The following is a 21,232-nucleotide window of genomic DNA, read 5'->3' as shown; positions in this document are numbered from 1 at the left end:
CGTGGACCGAGGGGTCCACGGCACCCGGCCGCGGCGTCACTTCGGCTGGCTCGGCGAGGTGATCTTGATGGTGCCGGCGATGATGTCGGCCTTGATCTTCTGCAGCTCGGCCTTGGTCTCCGCGGAGACCTGCGAGTCGAAGTCGTGGAACGGCGCGAGGCCGACGCCCTCGTTCTGCAGCGTGCCGAGGTACGGCGCGGTGGTGTACTGGCCCGCGGCGGCTTCCTTGAGCGCCAGGAACACCGAGTCCTTCATGGACTTCGTGACGGTCGAGAGCATGACTTCCTTGTCGTTCGTGCTCTCGTAGCCGTCGACGTCGACCCAGATGACGCTGGCCTTGCCGGACTGCTTGGCCTTCGAGGCCGCGCCGAGACCGGTCTGCCCCGCCACCGGGTGGATGATGTCCGCGCCCTGGTTGATGAAGTCGTTGGCGATGCGCTCGCCGTCGCCGGGCGAGTCGAACTTGCCCGCGATGGAGCCGTCCTGCTTGGCCTCGTCCCAGCCAAGGACCTGGACGTTCTTGCCCTTTTGCTGGTTGTAGTAGTTGACGCCCTCGACGAAGCCGTCCATGTAGATGGTGACCGGCGGGATCTTCATGCCGCCGAAGGTCGCCACCTTGCCGGTCTTGGTCTGCGCGGCGGCGAGGTAGCCGCCCATGAACGCCGCCTGGGCGGTGTTGTACTCGAGACCCTTGATGTTCGGCTCGACGCTGCTGGAGTCGACGATGATGAACTTCTGGTTCGGGTTCTTCTTCGCCGCCTCGCCGGTCGCCTTGGCCATGAGGCCGCCGACCGCCACGACGACGTCGCACTTGTCGGCGACGAGGCTGTCGATGTTCGGCACGTAGTCGTTCTCCGTCTTGGAGTCGACCTTCTTGATCTGCATGCCCAGCTGGTCCTTGGCCTGGTTCAGGCCGGCCCACGCCGCGGCGTTGAAGGAGCGGTCGTCGACGCCGCCCTGGTCGGTGACCATGCACGCCTTGAAGTTCGCGGCGTTGGTGGCACCGCCGGCGCCGGGCGCGGACGCACCCGCGCTCGGGGTCGAGCCCTTGTCATCGTCCTTCGGCTTGCTGCCACAAGCAGTCGCGGTGAGGGCGAGAGCCCCGGTGACCGCGACCACGGCGACCTTGGATACCCGGCGCACGGGGTGTCTCCTTCCGATGCACGCCCAACAAGGCGTGAAATCAGCTGAACATCTGGCAAGACCTGTGGTGGCGGTTGGCTGACACGCTGCGTTCAACGCGAGTAGAATGCGTCGTGTACGCGCGTAGACATGCGAACCGCCGCCGAGCATACATACAAAATCAATATCTCTGACATACAGGTCAGATCACCACTTGGACACGATCTGCTGAGCCAAGTGGATGAAGGTAGCCGGTGGTTGGGCCAGGTCTCACGGCTCCACGGTTTCCCCGTCGCGAGCCTCGGTAAAAGCAAGGCCCCGCACCGGTCGGTGCGGGGCCTGATTCGTGTCCTGGTCGTTATCGCGGGTACTACGTATAACCTGGTCAGGGCACTCATTTGCCCCCGCGCAGGGCTCCGTTCGGGCCCGTACGAGGGGCGTCGGCGGGACGTGCCGGAGAGGAACCCGGGCCTACTGGCGCGGGCGCAGCGCCAGGTCGGCGAACAGCCGCACGCCCACGCCGATGGCCTGCTCGTCGACGTCGAAGCGGCCCTGGTGGAGGTCGTACGGCGCCTCGCCCACCGGGCGCACGCCGAGCCGGGTCAGCTGCCCGGGCACGTCCTCCAGGAACCACGAGAAGTCCTCGCCGCCCAGGCTCTGCTCGGTCACCTCGACCGACGCGGCACCGAGAAATCCGGTCGCCACGGTCCGGGCCGCGGCGACCGCGTCCGCGTCGTTGACGACCGGGGGCACGCCGCGGTGGTGCTCCAGCTCCCACTTCGCGCCGTAGGTCGAGGCGATGGCGTCGACCAACTCCTGGATGAGGTCGGGCGCCTGCCGCCACGCCTCGATGTCCAGGCAGCGCAGCGTGCCGTCCAGTTCGCCGCGCTGCGGGATGACGTTGGGCGCGGCCCCCGCGTTGATGCGGCCCCACACGATGCTGACGCCGGAGCGCGGGTCGATGCGCCGGGCCAGCGCGGACGGCAGCTCGCCGGCCATCTTCGCCAGCGCGGTCACCAGGTCGGTGGACTGGTGCGGCCGCGCGGTGTGCCCGCCCGGGCCGCCCAGCGTGATGATGATGCGGTCGCAGGCGGACGTGATCGCGCCGACGCGCAGCGCCACGCGTCCGACCTCCACGCGCGGGTCGCAGTGCACCGCGTGGATCTCCTCGACGCCGTCAAGCCCCCCGGCCTTGATGACGTCCAGCGCACCGCCGGGCAGCTTCTCCTCGGCGGGCTGGAAGATCAGCCGCACCGGACGCGTCAGCAGCCCCTCGCGCGCGAGGTCGGCCAGCACGAGGCCCGCGCCGAGCGTGACCGTGGTGTGCACGTCGTGGCCGCACGCGTGGGCGCGGCCGGGCACGGTCGAGCGGTACGGGACGTCCTTGGCGTCCTCGACCGGCAGCGCGTCGATGTCGCCGCGGAAGGCGATGAGTCCGCGCCCGTCGGCCGCACCCGCCGAGGCCGGGATGTCGCACACGACGCCGGTGCCCGGCAGCAGACGGGGCGTCAGACCGGCGGCCACCAGCCGGTCGTGGATCAACCCGGTGGTGCGAAACTCCTCCCGCCCCAGCTCAGGATGCATGTGCAGGTCGCGGCGGATCGCCACGAGTTCGTCGGCATAAGCAGCGACATGGGAGGACGCGGCTGAAACTGCGCCCTCGGGGCCTTCGGGGAGGGATGCGCTCACCCCTGCAAGGGTACGTTGCCGCGCTACCCGGGACGTGAGAGAAAGCGAATTACCCCCGTTAGGGTGAGGAAATCTGCCCTCCGTGGCGCATGACCCAGGGCCGGTGGGGGTATGCCACTACGCCCACTTGGCTGACGCCCCGTCAGAGCGCCAACCGTACGGTCAGTCCGTGTTCCCGCCCCTGCCGTGGAACGCGTCCAGGATGCGCGCGGCGGCGATCGTCGCGGTGATCTCGCCGTCCCGCACCTGCCGTTCGAGGTCCGGCACCAGGCTCTTGACCTGGGGGTTCGCCCGCAATTCGGCCAACAGCGAGTCGTGTACGGCGGCCCATGTCCAGTCGACCTGCTGACGGCGCCTCACCTCCGCCAGCCGCCCTGCGGAGTCCAGGGTCTGACGGTGCTTCAGGACGGTGTCCCACAGCTCGTCGAGCCCCATCCCGGTCAGCGCCGAACAGGTGAGGACCGGCGTGTACCACAATTCACCCGGTCTGCGCATCAGCCGCAATGCGCCTTGGAGTTCGCGCGCGGCGGCCTTCGCGGCCGCCTCGAACTCGCCGTCTGCCTTGTTGACGGCCACGATGTCGGCCATCTCCAGGACGCCCTTCTTGATGCCCTGGAGCTGGTCGCCGGTGCGCGCGAGGGTCAGGAAGAGGAAGCAGTCGACCATGTTGGCGACGGTCACCTCCGACTGCCCGACGCCGACCGTCTCGACCAGCACGACGTCGTGGCCCGCGGCCTCCATGAGCACGATGGACTCGCGCGTGGCGCGCGCGACGCCGCCGAGCGTCCCGGCGGTCGGCGACGGGCGCACGAACGCGGCGGGGTCGACGGCCAGCTTCCCCATGCGCGTCTTGTCGCCCAGGATGCTGCCGCCGGTCCGCGTCGAGGACGGGTCGACGGCCAGCACCGCGACCCGGTGCCCGGCGGTCGTCAGCTTGGTGCCCAGCGCCTCGATGAAGGTGGACTTGCCGACGCCCGGCACACCGGTGATGCCCACCCGGTGCGCGCCGCCCGCGTGCGGCAGCAGCTTGACCAGCAACTCCTGGGCGAGGTCGCGGTGTTCGGCGCGGGTGGACTCCACGAGGGTGACCGCGCGGGCCAGGACGGTGCGGTTGCCGGCCAGCACGCCTTCCGCGTACTGGCCGACATCGATCACACGACGTGCCACGTCACTCCGATGCGGTGGAGAGCGCCGCGGGCAGCTCGTGGCCGAGCTGGTCGTACAGACGCTTCAACAGGTCGACCGCGGCGTCCGAGATGACCGTGCCGGGCGGGAAGACCGCGGCGGCGCCCATGTCGAGCAGCGGCTGTACGTCGGACGGCGGGATCACGCCGCCGACCACGACCATGATCTCGCCCGCGTCGAGCTTGGCGAGCTCTTCGCGCAGGGCCGGCACCAGCGTCAGGTGGCCGGCCGCGAGGGAGGAGACGCCGACCACGTGCACGTCGGCCTCGACGGCCTGGCGGGCGACCTCCTCCGGAGTCTGGAACAGCGCGCCCACGTCGACGTCGAAGCCGAGGTCGGCGAACGCCGTGGAGATCACCTTCTGGCCGCGGTCGTGCCCGTCCTGGCCCATCTTGGCCACCAGGATGCGCGGGCGGCGGCCCTCCTCGCGCTCGAACTCCTCGACCAGCGTGCGGACCCGCTCGACGTTGCCCGTGGCCCCCACCTCCTCGCGGTACACGCCGGTGAGCGTGCGGATCGTCGCCTGGTGCCGACCGTACGCCTTCTCCAGCGCGTCGGAGATCTCCCCCACCGTCGCCTTCGCCCGCGCCGCGTCGACCGCGAGCTTGAGCAGGTTGTGCTCCAGGTCGTCGGGCCGCTCCCCCGCGAGGTCCGCCTCGGCGGCACCCGCGAGCGCCGCGAGGGCGCGCTCGACCTCGCCGCCGTCGCGCTCCGCGCGCAGCCGCTCCAGCTTCGCGATCTGGTCGGCGCGTACCCGCGCGTTGTCGACCTTGAGCACGTCGATCGGCTGGTCGTTGTCGACGAGGTACTTGTTGACGCCGATGAGCGGCTGGCGGCCCGAGTCGATGCGGGCCTGCGTACGCGCCGCGGCCTCCTCGATGCGCAGCTTGGGGATGCCGGCGTCGATCGCGGCGGCCATGCCGCCGGCCTTCTCGATCTCGGCGAGGTGCTCGCGGGCGCGCATCGCCAGGTCGTAGGTCAGGCGTTCGACGTACGCGCTGCCGCCCCACGGGTCGATCACGTTGCAGGTGCCCGACTCCTGCTGGAGCATCAGCTGCGTGTTGCGCGCGATGCGGGCGGAGAAGTCGGTCGGCAGCGCCAGCGCCTCGTCGAGCGCGTTGGTGTGCAGCGACTGCGTATGGCCCTGCGTCGACGCCATGGCCTCGACGCACGTGCGCACCACGTTGTTGAAGACGTCCTGCGCGGTCAGCGACCAGCCGGAGGTCTGCGAGTGGGTGCGCAGCGACAGCGACTTCGGGTTCTTCGCGCCGACGCCGTGCACGAGGTCCGCCCAGATGAGGCGGGCCGCGCGCATCTTGGCGATCTCCATGAAGAAGTTCATCCCGATGGCCCAGAAGAACGACAGGCGCGGCGCGAACGCGTCGACGTCCATGCCCGCGTCCATGCCGGCCTTCAGGTACTCCAGGCCGTCCGCGAGCGTGTAGGCCAGCTCCAGGTCGGCCGTGGCCCCGGCTTCCTGGATGTGGTAGCCGGAGATCGAGATGGAGTTGAACTTCGGCATCTTCTGCGAGGTGTACGAGAAGATGTCGGAGATGATCCGCATCGACGGCTTCGGCGGGTAGATGTAGGTGTTCCGGACCATGAACTCCTTGAGGATGTCGTTCTGGATCGTCCCCGCGAGCTGCTCCGGCTTCACCCCCTGCTCCTCCGCCGCGACGATGTAGAGCGCGAGGATCGGCAGCACCGCGCCGTTCATCGTCATCGACACCGACATCTGGTCGAGCGGGATGCCGTCGAACAGCTGCCGCATGTCGTAGATCGAGTCGATGGCCACGCCCGCCATGCCGACGTCGCCCGCGACGCGCGGGTGGTCGGAGTCGTAGCCGCGGTGGGTGGCCAGGTCGAACGCGATCGACAGGCCCTTCTGGCCGGCCGCGAGGTTGCGGCGGTAGAAGGCGTTGGACGCCTCGGCGGTGGAGAAGCCCGCGTACTGGCGGATCGTCCAGGGCTGGTTGACGTACATCGTCGGGTACGGCCCGCGCAGGTACGGCGTGATGCCCGGGTAGGTCGCGAGGAAGTCGAGGCCCTCGGTGTCCTTCTCCGTGTACAGCGCCTTGACCGGGATGCCCTCGGGCGTGTCGCGGGTCAGCTCGGCGGCGTCCTTGCCGGTCGCCTCGGCGACCGCGGCGACCCACGCCTCGGCGTCGGCGGCCTCGGGGGTGCCGAGGTCGATGCCGGTGAAGTCCGGAATGGTCATCGGTCCCCTCCCGCGATGATCGTGTACGCCCGGTTCAGTACTTCGAGTGCGTCGCACCCGACAAATACGTACCCGTCGGCGTTCGTGTCCGCCCACTTCTTGGCCGCACCGGCGAGAAGGACATGCCGGGCGCCGGCCTCGTGCAGGCGCGTGACGGCGTCCTTCGCGCGCTCCTCGTAGATCTTGTCGCTGGAGGCCAGGCAGGCCACGGCCGGGGCACCGGCCGCGCGGTACGCCTCGACGACCTCGTCCTCGGTGGCCGTCGCGCCCGCCTCGACGGCGTCGATGCCGCCCGCCGCGAACAGGTTGCGGGCGAACTGGGCGCGCGCGGTGTGCTGGGCGACCGGACCGAGGGTGGCCAGGAAGACCGTCGGGCGCGCGTCGGTGGCGAGGTAGATGTCGTCCGAGCGGTCGCGCAGGGCCTCGTAGCCGTCGGCGTACCGCACGCGCGGCAGGCCGCCCCCGGGCAGCGCCGGGGCGGGCTCGCGGATCACCGCGTCCTCGGTGAGGTTCGGGAACTCGCTGACGCCGGTGAGCGGGTCCTTGCGGGTGGCGATCGCCTTCTCGCGGGCGGCCCGTACCTCGGCGATGCGGTCCGCGACGAGGCCGCCGTCGAGCGCCGCGGCGATGCCGCCCGCGCGCTCGATGTCCTGGAAGAACGCCCAGGCGGCGTGCGCGAGTTCGTCGGTGAGCTTCTCGACGTACCAGGAGCCGCCCGCCGGGTCGATGACCTGCGCGAGGTGCGACTCCTCCAGCAGCAGCGACTGCGTGTTGCGGGCGATGCGGCGGGCGAAGGCGTCGGGCAGGCCGATCGCCGCGTCGAACGGGCGGACCGTGACGGAGTCGGCGCCGCCGACGCCGGCCGCGAACGCCGCGACGGTCGTGCGCAGCATGTTGACCCAGGGGTCGCGGCGGGTGGCCATCGACCAGGACGTGATGGCGTGCTGCTTCTGCGCACCGGCCCCGGCCGAGGCGCCGGACGCCTGCGCGACGCGGGCCCACACGCGGCGGGCGGCACGCAGCTTGGCGATGGTGAGGAACTGGTCGGCGGTGGCCGCGAAGCGGAACTCGACGAGGCCGAGCGCGGTGTCGACGTCGAGTCCCGCGGCGGTGAGCGCGCGCAGGTACGCCACGCCCGCGGCGGTGGCGGCGCCCAGTTCCTGGCCCTCGGAGGCACCGGCCTCGTGGTACGGCTGGCCGTCCACGGTGATGGCCTGGAGGTGCGGGAACTCGGCGTGCGCGCGTACCGCGAGGTCCGCGGCGGCGGCCAGGTCCCGGCCGGCCCCCGGGGCGCGGCCGGTGCGGGCGTGGGTGGTGACGGGGTCGGCGCCGAGGTTGCCGCGTACCTCGGCCGGGGCGACGCCGCGCTCGCGGAAGACCGCGAGGAGGGCTTCGGCGGCCGGCCCGAAGTCTGCCCCGGGGTCGAGCACGACCGGCGCGAGGTCGAGCAGCACGCCGGCCAGGACGCCGGGCAGTTCGGCGGGGTCCAGGGCGTCCTCGCCCCCGGGCGCGCCGGTCTGCAGGAAGACGGACGAGACGCCGTTCTCCAGGTCCGCGAGCACGGCTTCGGCGGTGCGCGCCGGGTCCGGGTCGCTGTGCAGCTGGCGTACGTCCCAGCCGTCGACGGAGCTGCCGGCCGCCCGGGCGCCGCGTACGTAGGAGGGGAGTCCGGGAGCGCCGGGCTCGGGTGAGGCGTCGTCGGCCGTGTAGAGAGGGGCCAGCCTGATGCCGTCGTAGGTGGTGGTCGCGAGCAGATCCTCAGGGTTGTCGGGTGCGTCGTCCGCACCGATGACCCTCGACTTGCGGAGCACGCCGGCCACCAGGCCCTGCCACTGTTCACGCGTGGGCTGCGGGAACTGCGAAGCAAAGGTGGAGCCGGTAGACGTGCCGCCGTCGACAGTAGCCTCCGTCATGTTCACGCATCGTAGGGACCGCGCCCCAAGATCGATACACGGCCTCGGTGTGACATCAGTCGCGAATTCGCTTGACTGCGGCAAGGACAGTGCCGCGGAACGGTTATCCGATTTGTCCGACGAGTGCCGGCGACCGCCCGGAGGCGTCGATGACACTGCGTCACATCAGCTGGCGGGAAAGGCCGTAGGACGCGAAGTGTCACCCGTTTGGTTCCCGTAGGCGTGCGGAATCGATCACATCACGCGCCCCCGGGCGGGAGCCGGTGATTTCGATGGCTAACATGGCCGGGGCCGGAGGAAGGTACCCGGCCGGGCCGACCGACGGCTTGCCGGCCGAGCCCCGTCTACCGCATCCGGAGGGTAGTTTCCGTGCCGGCTGGAACGCTCTACCGCGGCCGGGAAGGCATGTGGTCATGGGTGGCTCATCGAGTCACCGGCGTCCTCATCTTCTTCTTCCTGTTCGCCCATGTCATCGACACCGCTCTTGTGCGGGTCTCGCCCGAGGCGTACGACGAGACGATCGAGATCTACAAGAACCCGTTCGTCAACGTCATGGAGTACGGCCTCGTGGGCGCCGTGCTCTTCCACGCCCTCAACGGCCTGCGCATCGTCGCGGTCGACTTCTGGGAGAAGGGCCCCCGCTACCAGAAGCAGATGTTCTGGGGCGTTGTCGGCCTGTGGGCCGTGCTCATGGCCGGCGCCTTCTACCCGGTCCTGGAGCACACGCTGCGCGAGATCTTCGGGAGCTGACCCAGATGGCTTTGATCGAGAACGCTCCCAAGATCAGCGGCGGCGGCCCGGCCATCGAGGCCCCCCGCTCCAAGCGCTCGCCGCGCTCCACCCGGACCAACTTCGAGCTGTACAGCTGGCTGTTCATGCGGCTGTCCGGCATCCTGCTGGTCGTCCTCGTGCTGGGCCACCTGATCATCCAGCTGGTGATCGACGGCGGTGTGTCGCGGATCGGCTTCGCGTTCGTCGCCGGCCGCTGGGCCAACCCGTTCTGGCAGGCGTGGGACCTGATCATGCTGTGGCTCGCCGAGCTGCACGGCGTCAACGGTCTGCGCACGATCATCAACGACTACGCGGAGCGCGACCAGACCCGCTTCTGGCTCAAGGTCGTGCTCTACACGTCGGCCCTGATCGTGCTCTTCACCGGCACGCTGGTGATCTTCACCTTCGACCCGAACATCGGCCAGTAGCCGGCCAACGGACCGCACTCGAACGCACCCGAACGCGCCCCTTGGTGGTCGCGGAGATCGGTACCAGAGGACACACAGGTCATGCAGATCCACAAGTACGACACCGTCATCGTCGGCGCGGGCGGCGCCGGCATGCGTGCCGCCCTGGAGGCGAGCAAGAGCAGCCGTACGGCCGTTCTCACCAAGCTCTACCCGACCCGCTCCCACACCGGCGCCGCCCAGGGCGGCATGTGCGCCGCCCTCGCGAACGTCGAGGAGGACAACTGGGAGTGGCACACCTTCGACACGGTCAAGGGCGGTGACTACCTCACCGACCAGGACGCCGCGGAGATCATGTGCAAGGAGGCGATCGACGCCGTCCTCGACCTGGAGAAGATGGGCCTCCCGTTCTCCCGGACCCCCGAGGGCCGCATCGACCAGCGCCGGTTCGGCGGCCACACGCGTGACCACGGCAAGGCCGCGGTACGCCGGTCCTGCTACGCCGCGGACCGCACCGGCCACATGATCCTGCAGACGCTGTTCCAGAACTGCGTCAAGCAGAACGTCGAGTTCTACAACGAGTTCTACGTACTCGACCTGCTGCTCGTCGACGACGAGGACGGCAACAAGACCACCTCCGGCGTCGTCGCGTACGAGCTGGCGTCCGGCGAGGTGCACGTCTTCCAGGCGAAGGCCGTCATCTTCGCGACCGGCGGTTTCGGCAAGGTCTTCAAGACCACCTCCAACGCGCACACCCTCACCGGCGACGGCATGGGCATCGCGTGGCGCCGCGGACTGCCGCTGGAGGACATGGAGTTCTACCAGTTCCACCCGACCGGCCTCGCGGGCCTGGGCATCCTGCTCACCGAGGGCGCGCGCGGCGAGGGCGGCATCCTGCGCAACGCGGACGGCGAGCGCTTCATGGAGCGGTACGCCCCGACGATCAAGGACCTCGCGCCGCGCGACATCGTCGCGCGCTCGATGGTGCTGGAGGTCCTGGAGGGCCGCGGCGCGGGCCCGAACAAGGACTACGTCTACCTCGACCTCACCCACCTGCCGGCCGAGCAGATCGAGGAAAAGCTCCCGGACATCACCGAGTTCGCGCGCACGTACCTCGGCGTGGAACCGACCACCGAACTGGTCCCGGTGTACCCGACCGCGCACTACGCGATGGGCGGCGTCCCGACCAACGTCGAGGCCGAGGTGCTGGCCGACAACGAGACCGTGGTCCCCGGCCTGTACGCGGCGGGCGAGGTCGCCTGCGTCTCCGTGCACGGCTCGAACCGGCTGGGCACCAACTCGCTGCTCGACATCAACGTGTTCGGCCGCCGCGCGGGCATCGCCGCCGCGAAGTACGCCGCCACCGCCGACTACGTCGAACTGCCCGAGAACCCGGCGGCGGACGTACGGGCGCTCCTGGACCGCCTGCTGAACAGCGAGGGCACCGAGCGGGTCGCGCAGATCCGCGCGGAGATGCAGGAGACGATGGACGCCAACGCGGGCGTCTACCGCACCGAGGAAACCCTCAAGCAGGCCCTCTCGGACATCAAGGCGCTGCAGAAGCGGTACCTCGACGTGTCCATCCAGGACAAGGGCAAGCGGTTCAACACCGACCTGCTCGAAGCCGTCGAACTCGGCTTCCTGCTCGACCTCGCCGAGGTCCTGGTCGTCGGCGCCGCCAACCGCAAGGAGTCGCGCGGCGGCCACGCGCGCGAGGACTTCCAGGCGCGCGACGACGCCAACTACATGAAGCACACGATGGCATACCGCGAGGTCGACGCGGACGGCGACGTCTCGATCCGGCTTGACTGGAAGCCGGTCGTCGTCACCCGCTACCAGCCGATGGAGCGTAAGTACTGATGACTGCCGTTATCGACGAGACCCCGGCTGCCCCCGCGCAGAAGCCGGCGCGCGACCACACCCCCATCACCATCACCCTGCGGATCCGCCGCTTCCTGCCGGACCTGGTCGGCCCGAACGGCGAGCCCCCGGTGCCGTTCTGGCAGGACTTCCAGGTCGAGGCGGACCCGACCGAGCGCATCCTCACCGCGATGCTCAAGGTCAAGGGCGAGCAGGACGGCTCGCTCACCTTCCGCCGCTCCTGCGCGCACGGCATCTGCGGCTCCGACGCGATGCGCATCAACGGCCGCAACCGCCTCGCCTGCAAGACCCTGGTGAAGGACCTCGACGTCACCAAGCCGATCACCATCGAGGCGATCAAGGGCCTGCAGGTCGAGAAGGACCTCGTCGTCGACATGGAGCCGTTCTTCCAGTCGTTCCGCGACGTGATGCCCTTCCTCGTCACCTCGGGCAACGAGCCCACGCGCGAGCGCCTCCAGTCCCCCGAGGACCGCGAGCGCTTCGACGACACCACCAAGTGCATCCTGTGCGCCTGCTGCACGACGTCCTGCCCGGTCTTCTGGACCGACGGCCAGTACTTCGGCCCGGCCGCCATCGTCAACGCGCACCGCTTCATCTTCGACTCGCGCGACGAGGGCGCCGAACAGCGCCTGGAGATCCTCAACGAAAAGGAAGGCGTCTGGCGCTGCCGCACGACCTTCAATTGCACCGACGCCTGCCCCCGAGGCATCGAGGTCACCAAGGCCATCCAGGAAGTCAAGCGAGCCCTGATCTTCCGCCGAGTCTGAGCAACCCGCTGTTCCGAATGGCCCGTACCCCATCGGGGGCACGGGTCGTTCGGGCTTCCCGGGCAGGCTTCCCGGGCCCCGGGACCCGGTGTGCCGCGGCTTCGGTGCGCGCGAGGAACGGGCGGCCGGGTCCGGGTCAGTCCATCGAGTTGTCGAGTTCTCGTGCCGGGCAGTCGGGTTCGGGGCCTGGCAGCTCGGGACGGTCCGGAGCGCCTGCGGCGTCCGACGGCCCGGTTGCGCCGTAGTGCCGGTCGGCAGCCTGGCCGGGTGCCAACACGTCGGCTCCAGGCTGCGTGGCGGACGGGTCGACGTCATGCGCGGGGGCGTGCGTCTCGTTCAGGTCGCTCAGGCCGTTCGCGGCTATGCGGGCCACGTCCGTCGGTCTCTCCGAGGCCGGTGCGGCCGGTGCGGGACCTGTGTACGGTGCGTCGCGTCCGCGCGGACGGGCCGGCAAGACATCTGGGGTTGCCGACTCTTGCAGGGTGATGAAGGGACCGACATGGCCGACCGGCTCGGTCGGCAGGGACTGCGCAAGCTCCAGGAGCACATCCCTGACTTCCGCGGCGGAATCGGGCCGCCTACCCGGGGTGTTCACGGTGAGCGCGGTCACGATCCCCGCGAGATCTCGCGGTACGCCCCTGACCGCGTCGGTTACCGGCTGCAGTTCCCCGGTGGACTGAGCGAGGATCCGGTCCTCGCGGTCGAAGCCGGGGAACGCCGGTTCGCCCGAGATCATCTCGTACATGATGACGCCGAGGCCATACAGGTCGTTTTGGCGCGTGTTCACGCGTTCGCCGGTCGCCGGAAGGCCGTAGTCCCGCGCCACGACCGCCCGCGCCATCTCCGGTGACATGTAGCCGGGAGACCCGGCGATGGACGAGCCGCGGCCGCCGAACTCCAGCGTGGCATTGCCGTAGTCGGCCATCTTCAGCACGCCGTCGTGCCCGAACAGCACGTTTGCGGGCTTCACGTCGCGGTGCAGGATCCCGCTTTCGTGGGTCGCGGCCAGCGCGTCGGCGAGCGCCGCCCCCAACTTGGCCACCTGGTCCAAGGGGAACGACCCGCCGAGGGCCAATCTGTGCGCGAGAGTTCCTGTACCTACCAACTCCATGGCTATGAAAGCGTCATGGTCGGTGCTCCGCTTGGGAGAGCTGTCGTGGATGCGCACCACGTGGGGGCTTCGGACCGCCGACGCGATGTGGTACTCCCAGTTGAGCTTGTCGTAGTGCGCCGGCGTCAGTGGCTTGTCGTACCTCAGAGTCTTCACCGCGACGTCCTGGCCGAGTCCCTTGTCACGGACCCGCCACACGTATCCCTCGCCCCCCTGACCGATGCGCGTCACCTGCGCCGGGTCGAATCTCTTGGGAGGCAGCTGCGGCTTGCGAACGGCCACGGCATACCTCCCTGGGCAGAGTTCGACCGAGGAGTTCATGAGAGCGGCTGCGAAGCCGCCCCGAAAGGCCGTGAGGCGCGAAGAACTGCGCGGGATCGGGCGATTCGAGGCGGCTTCCGGATTCAGTCGTTCGGCGCGTGCCGGCGGCGGAGGCGGGCGTTGCGGCCGGCATGCCGCACACGGTCAGCACGGCCGTCGTGGCGACAAGTGCGCGCTTCCGCGGCATGCGGCGGCGGCGCGGTGATGAAGTACGCATTTCCTCCCGTCCGTTGCGGCTCACGGTGTCTGAAGTACGGTGTCTGAAGTCCGGGGTTGCCAGCCTGGATCACCAGCTGTGCACGGTCTTGATCGGGAAGTCCCGGACGGTCATCCGGTCGACGGCCCGGAAGCGCACGTTCACCTGCGTGGCGGCCGCCGCAGCGGGCCGCACCGCCGGCAGGACGGTGCCGACTACCCGCGGCCCCGCCGAGGAGGAATGTCCGTCGATGACCGACCGGGCCTGGCCTGGCGCCTGCCCGGCCTCCGTGAGACCCGGGGACGCCGGTCCCGCCGACCACCCGTTGCAACCACGGCATGCGCCACTGGCGTTTTACCACCGGGCCCTCCTCCCCGGCCCCGCTCACCCCCGGGCCGGCTCGGCGGCCCCCGACGCGTCGCGCGGGGCGGGTGTCCCGTAAATGATTTGCGTTGATCCTGCAAAAAATTGACGCGATCGGTACTACTCTTGCGGGCATGGTGCGTCGACTTGCTGAGGTTGCCAAGAAGGTCGGAGTGAGCGAGGCGACGGTCAGTCGCGTGCTCAACGGGAAACCCGGGGTCTCGGAGGGGACCCGGGCCGCGGTGCTGACCGCGCTGGACGTCATGGGGTACGAGAGGCCGACCCAACTGCGCGGCGAACGCGCCCGCCTGGTCGGCCTGGTCCTGCCCGAACTGCAGAACCCGATCTTCCCGGCGTTCGCCGAGATCGTCGTGGGCGCGCTCGCGCAGCGCGGTTTCACGCCGGTGCTGTGCACCCAGACCGCGGGCGGGGTGAGCGAGGCCGACTACGTCGAGATGCTCCTCGACCAGGCGGTCTCCGGCGTGATCTTCTTCGGCGGGCTGTACGCGCAGGCCGACTCGCCGCACGGCCACTACGACCGGCTGGCCGAGCGCGGACTGCCGACCGTGCTGCTCAACGCGGCCGTCGACAACCTCGACTTCCCCCGCGTGAGCTGCGACGACGCGGCCGCGGCCGAGCAGGCGATCGCCCACCTCCAGGCCCTCGGGCACGACCGGATCGGCATGATCCTCGGACCGCCCGACCACGTTCCGTCGAACCGCAAACTGGCCGCCGCCCAGGCCGCGATCGGCCTCGCCGACGACCGCGTCGAGCACACGCTCTTCTCCTCCGAGGGCGGCCAGGCCGCCGCCACGCGGCTCATCAACCGGGGCATGACCGCACTCGTCTGCGCGAGCGACCCGCTGGCCCTCGGCGCGGTACGCGCCGCCCGCCGGCTCGGCCGGAGCGTACCGGGCGACGTGTCGGTCGTGGGGTACGACGACTCGGCACTGATGGCCGCGACCGACCCGCCGCTGAGCACCGTGCGCCAGCCGATCGAACTCATGGGCCGGGCCGCCGTGGAGATGCTGATGGCGGAGATCGCCGGCAGCCCGGTGACGCACGACGAGCTGCTCTTCGAGCCCGAGTTGGTGCTGCGGCGGTCGTCCGGCCCGGCGCCCGCGCTCACTCCCCCGGTCGATCCCGCCGCGGACGCCCGAGCGGGCGCCGCGGCCGGTACCGCAGCCGGGGCTGCGATCTCGCCGTCGACCGCGGCCGTACGTACGCCTGCCGCTCGCGAGCCCGCGTAATCGATGTTCTTCCTTCTGCTGTCAATTTTTTGCGGAATCTCATCGAGATATTGAGTCCTGCTGCCAAGCGTGGTTGAGTGTGGCCCGCGCCACGCACGGGCCGGAGGGACACCTTCCGGTTCGCCCGCGTATCCGACCTCGTTCGACTTCCCGGGCAGAAGGGCTATTCCCATGCGCAGCTCCACCCGGTACCGCAGATCCTCCGCGATACTCCTCGCCGCCGGCCTGCTCTTCACCGGCGCCGCGTGCTCCGACGACGACTCCGGGGACAAGGCGTCCGACGCCGGAGGAACCGCCGGACCCGGCGACACCGGTGCCAAGAAGGTCACCCTCACGGTCAACTGCAAGCCGCCGCGCACCGCAGAGGTCGACCGCAAGCAATGGGAGCAGGACGTCGAGGCGTTCGAGAAGCTCAACCCGAACATCAAGATCGAGTCCAAGGACGCGTTCCCCTGCTCGGACCCGACCACCTTCGAGGCGAAGTTGGCCGGCAACCAGATGGAGGACCTGTTCTACGTCAACTACACGAACGTCCAGACGGTCCTGGCGCGCGGCGGCGCGGCGGACATCACGCAGTACATGGACAAGGTCGTGAAGGACAAGGAACTCCGGCCCGACCTCGTCAAGTTCTTCCAGGACGCCGGCGGCAAGACGTACGGCGTGCCGCGTACGAACTACTCGATGGGCCTGATCTACAACCGCGCGCTGTTCACCAAGGCCGGCCTCGACCCCGACAAGCCGCCCACGACGTGGGACGAAGTCCGGGCCGCGGCAAAGAAGATCGCCGACAGCGGCGGCGGCAACGTCGGGTACGCCGACTACAGCGCGAGCAACCAGGGCGGCTGGCACTTCGTCGCCGAGCTGTACTCGCGCGGCGGCGCGGCCATTTCCGCAGACGGCAAGACCGCGACCGTCGACACCCCTGAGGGCAGGGCCGTCCTGCAGACGCTGCACGACATGCGCTGGACCGACAACAGCATGGGCAGCAAGCAGCTCCTGACCATCAACGACGTGCAGCAGATGATGGGCAGCGGACGCCTGGGCATGTACATCGCGGCGCCCGACAACGTCACCCAGATCGTCAACGAGTTCGGCGGCAAGCTCGAGGACGTCGGCCTGGCCCCGATGCCCGACGGCAAGGGCACCCTGGCCGGCGGCGACGGCTACATGTTCAACAAGAAGTGCACGCCGGAGCAGATCGAAGCGGGCCTGAAGTGGCTTGAGTTCCTGGCCCTCACCCCCGGCAAGGGCCTCAACGACTGGGCGCGCGGCAAGCAGGACAAGGAGCCCGTCGGCCTGCCCGAGCCCGCCATCTGGACCGGCGCGGCCGCCAAGAGCAACGACGACCTCAAGGCCCAGAACGCGACGCTCCCGGTGGGCAACTACAAGTCCTTCGTCGAGGCGTCCGGCAAGGTCCCGGAGATCGCCGAGCCCCCGCAGGCCCAGCAGATCTACTCGGTGCTCGACGGCGTGGTGTCCAGCGTGCTCACCAAGAAGGACGCCGACATCGCCAAGCTGCTCACCGATGCCAACGGGAAGATCACCCAACTCCTCGGCAAGCAGTAGCCGTTCCTCCGCGTCGGCCGCCGTCAGCCCACGGTGCCGCCGACCACGGGTGGACCGGGGAGCCCGCCGCGCCCCCGGTCCACCCGCCCGTCCGCCGCGTTGCCAAGTCTGTCCGCCGCTTTTCCGAGACCGTCCTTTACCTCGCCGAGCAAGTCCGTCGCCTCGCCGAGTCATTCGGCCGCCTCGCCGAGTCCGTCCGTCGCCGCATCGAGGGAGTGCACGCCATGACCAGCACCGTCGGTGCGCCCCGGAAGCCGAAGAGCCCCACCGGGGCTCCCGCCCCGCCCGGCGCTCGGCCGCCCGGGAACCTGCGCCGCAAGGTCACCGACAACCTGACGGCGTACGCGTTCCTCGCCGGCGGCCTCATCTGCTTCGCGCTCTTCTCGTGGTACCCCGCGATCCGCGCGATCCAGCTGGCCTTCCAGCGCACCGGCGGCCAGGACGGCGCCGAAAAGACCGAGTGGGTGGGCTTCGACAACTTCACCACGGTCTTCCGCGACCCCGAGTTCGGCGCCGCGTGGCGCAACACCGTCCAGTTCACGCTGCTGGCCCTGCTCATCGGGTTCGTCGTGCCGTTCCTGCTCGCGCTGCTGATCAACGAGATGCGGCACGCCAGGGCGTTCTTCCGGCTCGCGGTCTACCTGCCGGTGATGATCCCGCCGGTCGTCACGGCGCTCATGTGGCAGTGGTTCTTCGACCCCGGCCCGGGGTTGTTCAACGAACTCCTCAGAGCCGTCCACCTGCCGACCTCGAACTGGACCAACGGCGAGGACACCGCCATGATCTCGCTCGTGCTCGTCGCCACCTGGGCGAACATGGGCGGCACGGTGCTCATCTACCTCGCCGCGCTGCAGGGCATACCGGGCGAGCTGTACGAGGCCGCCGAACTCGACGGCGCCAACCTGTGGCAGCGCATCCGGCACGTCACCATCCCGCAGACCCGCTTCGTGATCCTGATGCTGATGCTGCTTCAGATCATCGCCACCATGCAGGTGTTCGTCGAGCCGTTCATCATCACCGGCGGCGGGCCCGGGGATTCCACGATCACCGTGCTCTACCTCGTCTACAAGTACGCGTTCGTCTACAACAACTACGGAAGCGCCTGCGCGCTGAGCGTGCTCCTGCTGGCCTTCCTCGCCGCCTTCTCCGCGCTCTACCTGCGGCTGACCCGGAACCAAGGCTGAGGGGAGAGACGGCGATGGCCACCAAAGAGACCGCACACGTGCGCACACTCGTCTCGCCGATGCGGCTGCGCAGCCGACGCGGACGCACGATCTACTGGACCGTCTTCACCCTGACAGTCGCGGGATTCACGTTCGCGTTCCTGTTCCCCATCTACTGGATGGTGACCGGGGCCTTCAAGTCCCCCGACGAACTGCTCCAGAGCCCGCCCACCTACGTACCGAACGAATGGCACCCGGACAACTACTCCGAGGCCTGGCGCCGGATGGACCTCGCCGGCGTCATCAAGAACACCGTGCTCCAGGCCGGCGGGGCCTGGCTGTTCCAGATCGTGCTGTGCACCGCGGCGGCGTACGCGCTGTCCAAACTCAAGCCGGTGTTCGGCCAGATCATCCTGGGCGCCATCCTGGCCACCCTGATGGTCCCGGCGTCCGCGCTGCTGGTTCCGAAGTACCTCACCGCGGTGGACGTCCCCGTCATCGGCACCAACCTGCTCAACACCCCGTGGGCGATCTGGCTGCCGTCCGTCGCCAACGCCTTCAACCTGTACCTGCTCAAGCGGTTCTTCGACCAACTCCCCAACGACGTCCTGGAAGCCGCCGCCATCGACGGCGCCGGCCCGCTGCGGCGGCTCTGGTACATCGTCCTGCCCATGTCACGGCCGGTCCTGGGGGTAGTGTCGATCTTCGCGGTCGTCGCGGTCTGGCAGGACTTCCTGTGGCCGCTGCTGGTCTACCCGGACACCGACAAGCAGCCGGTCAGCGTCGCGCTCGTGCAGCTGTCGGCGAGCCTCCCGCTGACGTACCTCATCGCGGCGATGGTGATCGCGAGCATCCCGATGGTCGCCGTCTTCCTGGTGTTCCAGCGGCACATCATCGCGGGGATCAGCGCGGGCAGCGTGAAGGAGTAGCCGGGCGGCGCCATCCGCCCCACCGGGTCGGCCGCCGGACACCCGGCAGGCGCTAACCGGCAGGCGCTAACCGGCGGGCGCGAATCGGCAAACGCTTACCGGCAGGCGCTTACCGGCAGGCGCTTACCGGGAAGCGCTTAACCGGCAAGCGCCCACCCCGACGCGAGCGCATCGCCCGTACGAGCGCGCACCTGGTGCACGCACATCCGGCGCGTATACCCGGCGCGTACCCGGCAATCGCACGCCGGCGGACGCACGCCCGGCGAACGCCGACCCCACCGCGGCATGTCCGCGGTCCGCACAGCCGAAAGCCGTACAGCCAGAAAGGACACACGACGTGGCAGAGCACGGCCCGCAGAACGCACCGGAGACCCCGTGGTGGCGCAGCGCGGTGATCTACCAGGTCTATCCGCGCAGCTTCGCCGACGCGGACGGCGACGGTACGGGGGACCTGGCCGGCGTCCGGGAGAAGCTGCCGTACCTGGCGGAACTCGGCGTCGACGCACTCTGGTTCAACCCGTGGTACCCGTCCCCGATGGCGGACGGGGGCTACGACGTGGCCGACTACCGCGGCGTGGCACCGGAGTTCGGCACCCTGGGCGGCGCGGAGAAGCTGATCGCCGACGCCCTGGAACTGGGCATCCGGACCATCGTCGACATCGTGCCCAACCACATCTCCAGCGAACACCCCTGGTTCCGTGCGGCGGTCGCCGACCCCGCCGCGGCCGAAAGGGAGTTGTTCTGGTTCCGCCCCGGCCGCGGGGCCGACGGCGAACTCCCGCCCAACAACTGGATATCCGAGTTCCATGGCTCTGCTTGGACCCGTACCACCAACCCGGACGGCACCCCCGGCGACTGGTACCTCAACCTCTTCGACTCCCGGCAGCCCGACCTGAACTGGGCGCATCCGGCGGTACGCGAGGAGCACGAGGACGTCCTGCGGTTCTGGTTCGACCGCGGCGCGTCCGGCGTACGCATCGACTCGGCGGCGCTCCTCGAGAAGGACCCCGCCCTGCCGGACCTCGCCCCCGAGGCGGTACCGAACGGCGGCACGCACCCCTACATCGACCGCGACGGCCTGCACGACATCTACCGCGCGTGGCGGCACATCGCCGACTCCTACCCGGACCGGAGGGTGCTGATCGGCGAGATCTGGCTGCCCGACACCGAGCGCTTCGCGCGCTACCTGCGGCCCGACGAACTGCACACCGCTTTCAACTTCGACTTCCTCACCTGCCCGTGGGAACCCGCCCGCCTGAAGGCCTCGATCGACGGGACGCTCGCCGCGCACGCCCCGGTGGCCGCCCCCGCGACGTGGGTGCTCGCCAACCACGACGTCACGCGTACGGTGACCCGCTACGGCCGGGCGGACACCTCCTTCGGGTTCGCCGCCAAGGCCCGCGGCGTTCCGACCGACCTCGACCTCGGCACCCGCCGGGCCCGCGCCGCCGCGCTGCTCACCCTCGCCCTCCCCGGCGCCGTATACATCTACCAGGGCGAGGAGTTGGGCCTGCCGGAGGTGGAGGACATCCCCGTGGAGAAGTTGCAGGACCCGATGGCACTGCGCTCCGGCGGGGTCTCGCCGGGACGGGACGGCTGCCGGGTGCCGCTGCCGTGGTCGGGCGACGCGCCGCCGTACGGCTTCAGCCCGGCCGGCGCCGAGTCGGAGCCTTGGCTGCCGCAGCCGGACGACTGGGCGTCGCGTACCGCGGAGGCACAGGACGGCGATCCGGACTCGATGCTGGAGCTCTACCGCACCGCGATCCGGCTGCGCCGGGCCGAACCGGCTTTGGGTGACGGCGAGTTGGACTGGCTGCCGGACGCTGCCCCGGACACCTTGGCCTTCCGGCGCGGTGACGGCTTCGCCTGCGTCGTCAACTTCGGCCTGGACGCGGTCGAACTACCGCCGCACACCGACGTTTTGGTGACGAGCGGTCCGCTTGCCGAGGACGGGGCCCTGCCCACCGACACCGCGGCGTGGCTCCGCGTGTGAGTTCAGGTGGTCACCTGGTAGCGGCAGGACATCGCGACGTGCGGCGGAAAGAGACCGTACGCGCAGCCGCGCATCGTCCACACGTCCCCCGTCAACGTCTCGATCTGCCCCGGCGCGCGCCATACGGTGACGCCCTCGATGTCCCCGCCGTCCGCGCTCACCGCGGCCGCCGTCCCGGGCAACGCGACCCCGACGGCCGCCACGGCGCCCGCAAGCGCGCCCACCCTGCCAAGCCCCACCCTGCCGCGCTTGATCATCTTCGGTCCTCCAGAAGGGAGTTGGCACCACCACCCACCCCAACGGCGGCCGGCGCCCTGGGTAACGCCCGGCGCAGGGCGTTCGGAAGCACAGAGGAGCGCACACGGGTGCGCTCCGCGCGGGACGCGG

At 69.8% G+C, this 21,232-nt stretch carries 16 protein-coding genes; 9 read left to right on the top strand and 7 right to left on the bottom strand.

Annotated features, from left to right (window positions below; genetic code table 11):
* Nucleotides 1–36: 36 nt before the first annotated feature.
* The 5 genes from AB0C36_RS29920 to AB0C36_RS29900 form a co-directional block, all read right to left on the bottom strand.
* A complete protein-coding gene (locus tag AB0C36_RS29920) occupies nucleotides 37–1,143 on the bottom strand; it encodes a BMP family lipoprotein (RefSeq protein ID WP_358360019.1) in 1,107 nt (368 codons plus the stop codon).
* A gap of 450 nt (nucleotides 1,144–1,593) precedes the next feature.
* Entirely contained in the window at nucleotides 1,594–2,811 is a 1,218-nt protein-coding gene (locus tag AB0C36_RS29915) for an amidohydrolase (protein ID WP_358360016.1), read from the bottom strand.
* 162 nt (nucleotides 2,812–2,973) lie between these two features.
* Nucleotides 2,974–3,978, bottom strand: a complete 1,005-nt coding sequence (gene meaB / locus AB0C36_RS29910) for a methylmalonyl Co-A mutase-associated GTPase MeaB (RefSeq protein WP_358360013.1) — start codon at nucleotides 3,976–3,978, stop codon at nucleotides 2,974–2,976.
* A gap of 1 nt (nucleotide 3,979) precedes the next feature.
* Entirely contained in the window at nucleotides 3,980–6,214 is a 2,235-nt protein-coding gene (gene scpA / locus AB0C36_RS29905; protein WP_358360010.1) for a methylmalonyl-CoA mutase, read from the bottom strand.
* Nucleotides 6,211–8,127 carry a methylmalonyl-CoA mutase family protein gene (locus AB0C36_RS29900; RefSeq protein WP_358360009.1) on the bottom strand — a complete coding sequence of 639 codons (1,917 nt, stop codon included), beginning with the start codon at nucleotides 8,125–8,127 and terminating at the stop codon, nucleotides 6,211–6,213. Before AB0C36_RS29900 ends, scpA begins: the two co-directional genes overlap by 4 nt.
* Nucleotides 8,128–8,496: 369 nt before the next feature.
* Here AB0C36_RS29900 and sdhC point away from each other — a divergent pair, with 369 nt between their 5' ends.
* The 4 genes from sdhC to AB0C36_RS29880 all read left to right on the top strand — a co-directional run bounded on the left by sdhC (nucleotide 8,497) and on the right by AB0C36_RS29880 (nucleotide 11,953).
* Nucleotides 8,497–8,877, top strand: coding sequence for a succinate dehydrogenase, cytochrome b556 subunit (sdhC, locus tag AB0C36_RS29895; RefSeq protein ID WP_358360007.1), 381 nt, complete (start codon nucleotides 8,497–8,499; stop codon nucleotides 8,875–8,877).
* Between the two features lie 5 nt (nucleotides 8,878–8,882).
* A complete protein-coding gene (locus AB0C36_RS29890) occupies nucleotides 8,883–9,326 on the top strand; it encodes a succinate dehydrogenase hydrophobic membrane anchor subunit (RefSeq protein WP_358360004.1) in 444 nt (147 codons plus the stop codon).
* A gap of 81 nt (nucleotides 9,327–9,407) precedes the next feature.
* Entirely contained in the window at nucleotides 9,408–11,165 is a 1,758-nt protein-coding gene (sdhA, locus tag AB0C36_RS29885) for a succinate dehydrogenase flavoprotein subunit (protein WP_358360003.1), read from the top strand.
* Complete coding sequence (locus tag AB0C36_RS29880) at nucleotides 11,162–11,953, top strand: succinate dehydrogenase iron-sulfur subunit (RefSeq protein WP_435839138.1); 792 nt, start codon at nucleotides 11,162–11,164, stop codon at nucleotides 11,951–11,953. The genes sdhA and AB0C36_RS29880 overlap by 4 nt, the downstream gene beginning before the upstream one ends.
* Before the next feature lie 136 nt (nucleotides 11,954–12,089).
* On the opposite strand, the gene AB0C36_RS29875 is transcribed toward AB0C36_RS29880, so the two are convergent.
* Nucleotides 12,090–13,346 carry a serine/threonine protein kinase gene (locus AB0C36_RS29875; protein WP_358359999.1) on the bottom strand — a complete coding sequence of 419 codons (1,257 nt, stop codon included), beginning with the start codon at nucleotides 13,344–13,346 and terminating at the stop codon, nucleotides 12,090–12,092.
* A 732-nt stretch (nucleotides 13,347–14,078) separates the two neighbouring features.
* On the opposite strand from AB0C36_RS29875, the gene AB0C36_RS29870 reads away from it, so the two are divergent.
* From AB0C36_RS29870 to AB0C36_RS29850, 5 genes are all read left to right on the top strand, one after another.
* Complete coding sequence (locus AB0C36_RS29870) at nucleotides 14,079–15,194, top strand: LacI family DNA-binding transcriptional regulator (RefSeq protein WP_358359997.1); 1,116 nt, start codon at nucleotides 14,079–14,081, stop codon at nucleotides 15,192–15,194.
* A 171-nt stretch (nucleotides 15,195–15,365) separates the two neighbouring features.
* Nucleotides 15,366–16,760, top strand: coding sequence for an ABC transporter substrate-binding protein (locus AB0C36_RS29865; RefSeq protein WP_358359995.1), 1,395 nt, complete (start codon nucleotides 15,366–15,368; stop codon nucleotides 16,758–16,760).
* 224 nt (nucleotides 16,761–16,984) lie between these two features.
* Nucleotides 16,985–17,944, top strand: coding sequence for a carbohydrate ABC transporter permease (locus AB0C36_RS29860; protein WP_358359994.1), 960 nt, complete (start codon nucleotides 16,985–16,987; stop codon nucleotides 17,942–17,944).
* A 14-nt stretch (nucleotides 17,945–17,958) separates the two neighbouring features.
* The gene (locus AB0C36_RS29855; RefSeq protein WP_358359992.1) at nucleotides 17,959–18,852 is read left to right on the top strand and encodes a carbohydrate ABC transporter permease; all 894 of its coding nucleotides are present in this window, start codon (nucleotides 17,959–17,961) and stop codon (nucleotides 18,850–18,852) included.
* Between the two features lie 337 nt (nucleotides 18,853–19,189).
* Entirely contained in the window at nucleotides 19,190–20,845 is a 1,656-nt protein-coding gene (locus tag AB0C36_RS29850) for a glycoside hydrolase family 13 protein (RefSeq protein WP_358359989.1), read from the top strand.
* 2 nt (nucleotides 20,846–20,847) lie between these two features.
* Here AB0C36_RS29850 and AB0C36_RS29845 read toward each other — a convergent pair whose 3' ends face one another.
* Nucleotides 20,848–21,102, bottom strand: a complete 255-nt coding sequence (locus AB0C36_RS29845) for a hypothetical protein (RefSeq protein WP_358359986.1) — start codon at nucleotides 21,100–21,102, stop codon at nucleotides 20,848–20,850.
* Between the last annotated feature and the right edge of the window lie 130 nt (nucleotides 21,103–21,232).

Origin of the sequence: Streptodolium elevatio, assembly GCF_040649515.1 — a bacterium.
In the GTDB taxonomy this organism is placed as follows: Bacteria; Actinomycetota; Actinomycetes; order Streptomycetales; family Streptomycetaceae; genus Yinghuangia; species Yinghuangia elevatio.
This window is presented reverse-complemented; position numbering and strand designations above follow the sequence as displayed.

Coding starts and splice junctions, on each gene's coding strand:
- scpA (WP_358360010.1), bottom strand. CDS start 6,214: ATGACCATTCCGGACTTCACCGGCATCGACCTCGGCACCCCCGAGGCC.
- AB0C36_RS29900 (WP_358360009.1), bottom strand. CDS start 8,127: ATGACGGAGGCTACTGTCGACGGCGGCACGTCTACCGGCTCCACCTTT.
- AB0C36_RS29890 (WP_358360004.1), top strand. CDS start 8,883: ATGGCTTTGATCGAGAACGCTCCCAAGATCAGCGGCGGCGGCCCGGCC.
- sdhA (WP_358360003.1), top strand. CDS start 9,408: ATGCAGATCCACAAGTACGACACCGTCATCGTCGGCGCGGGCGGCGCC.
- AB0C36_RS29870 (WP_358359997.1), top strand. CDS start 14,079: ATGGTGCGTCGACTTGCTGAGGTTGCCAAGAAGGTCGGAGTGAGCGAG.
- AB0C36_RS29865 (WP_358359995.1), top strand. CDS start 15,366: ATGCGCAGCTCCACCCGGTACCGCAGATCCTCCGCGATACTCCTCGCC.
- AB0C36_RS29860 (WP_358359994.1), top strand. CDS start 16,985: ATGACCAGCACCGTCGGTGCGCCCCGGAAGCCGAAGAGCCCCACCGGG.
- AB0C36_RS29855 (WP_358359992.1), top strand. CDS start 17,959: ATGGCCACCAAAGAGACCGCACACGTGCGCACACTCGTCTCGCCGATG.
- AB0C36_RS29845 (WP_358359986.1), bottom strand. CDS start 21,102: ATGATCAAGCGCGGCAGGGTGGGGCTTGGCAGGGTGGGCGCGCTTGCG.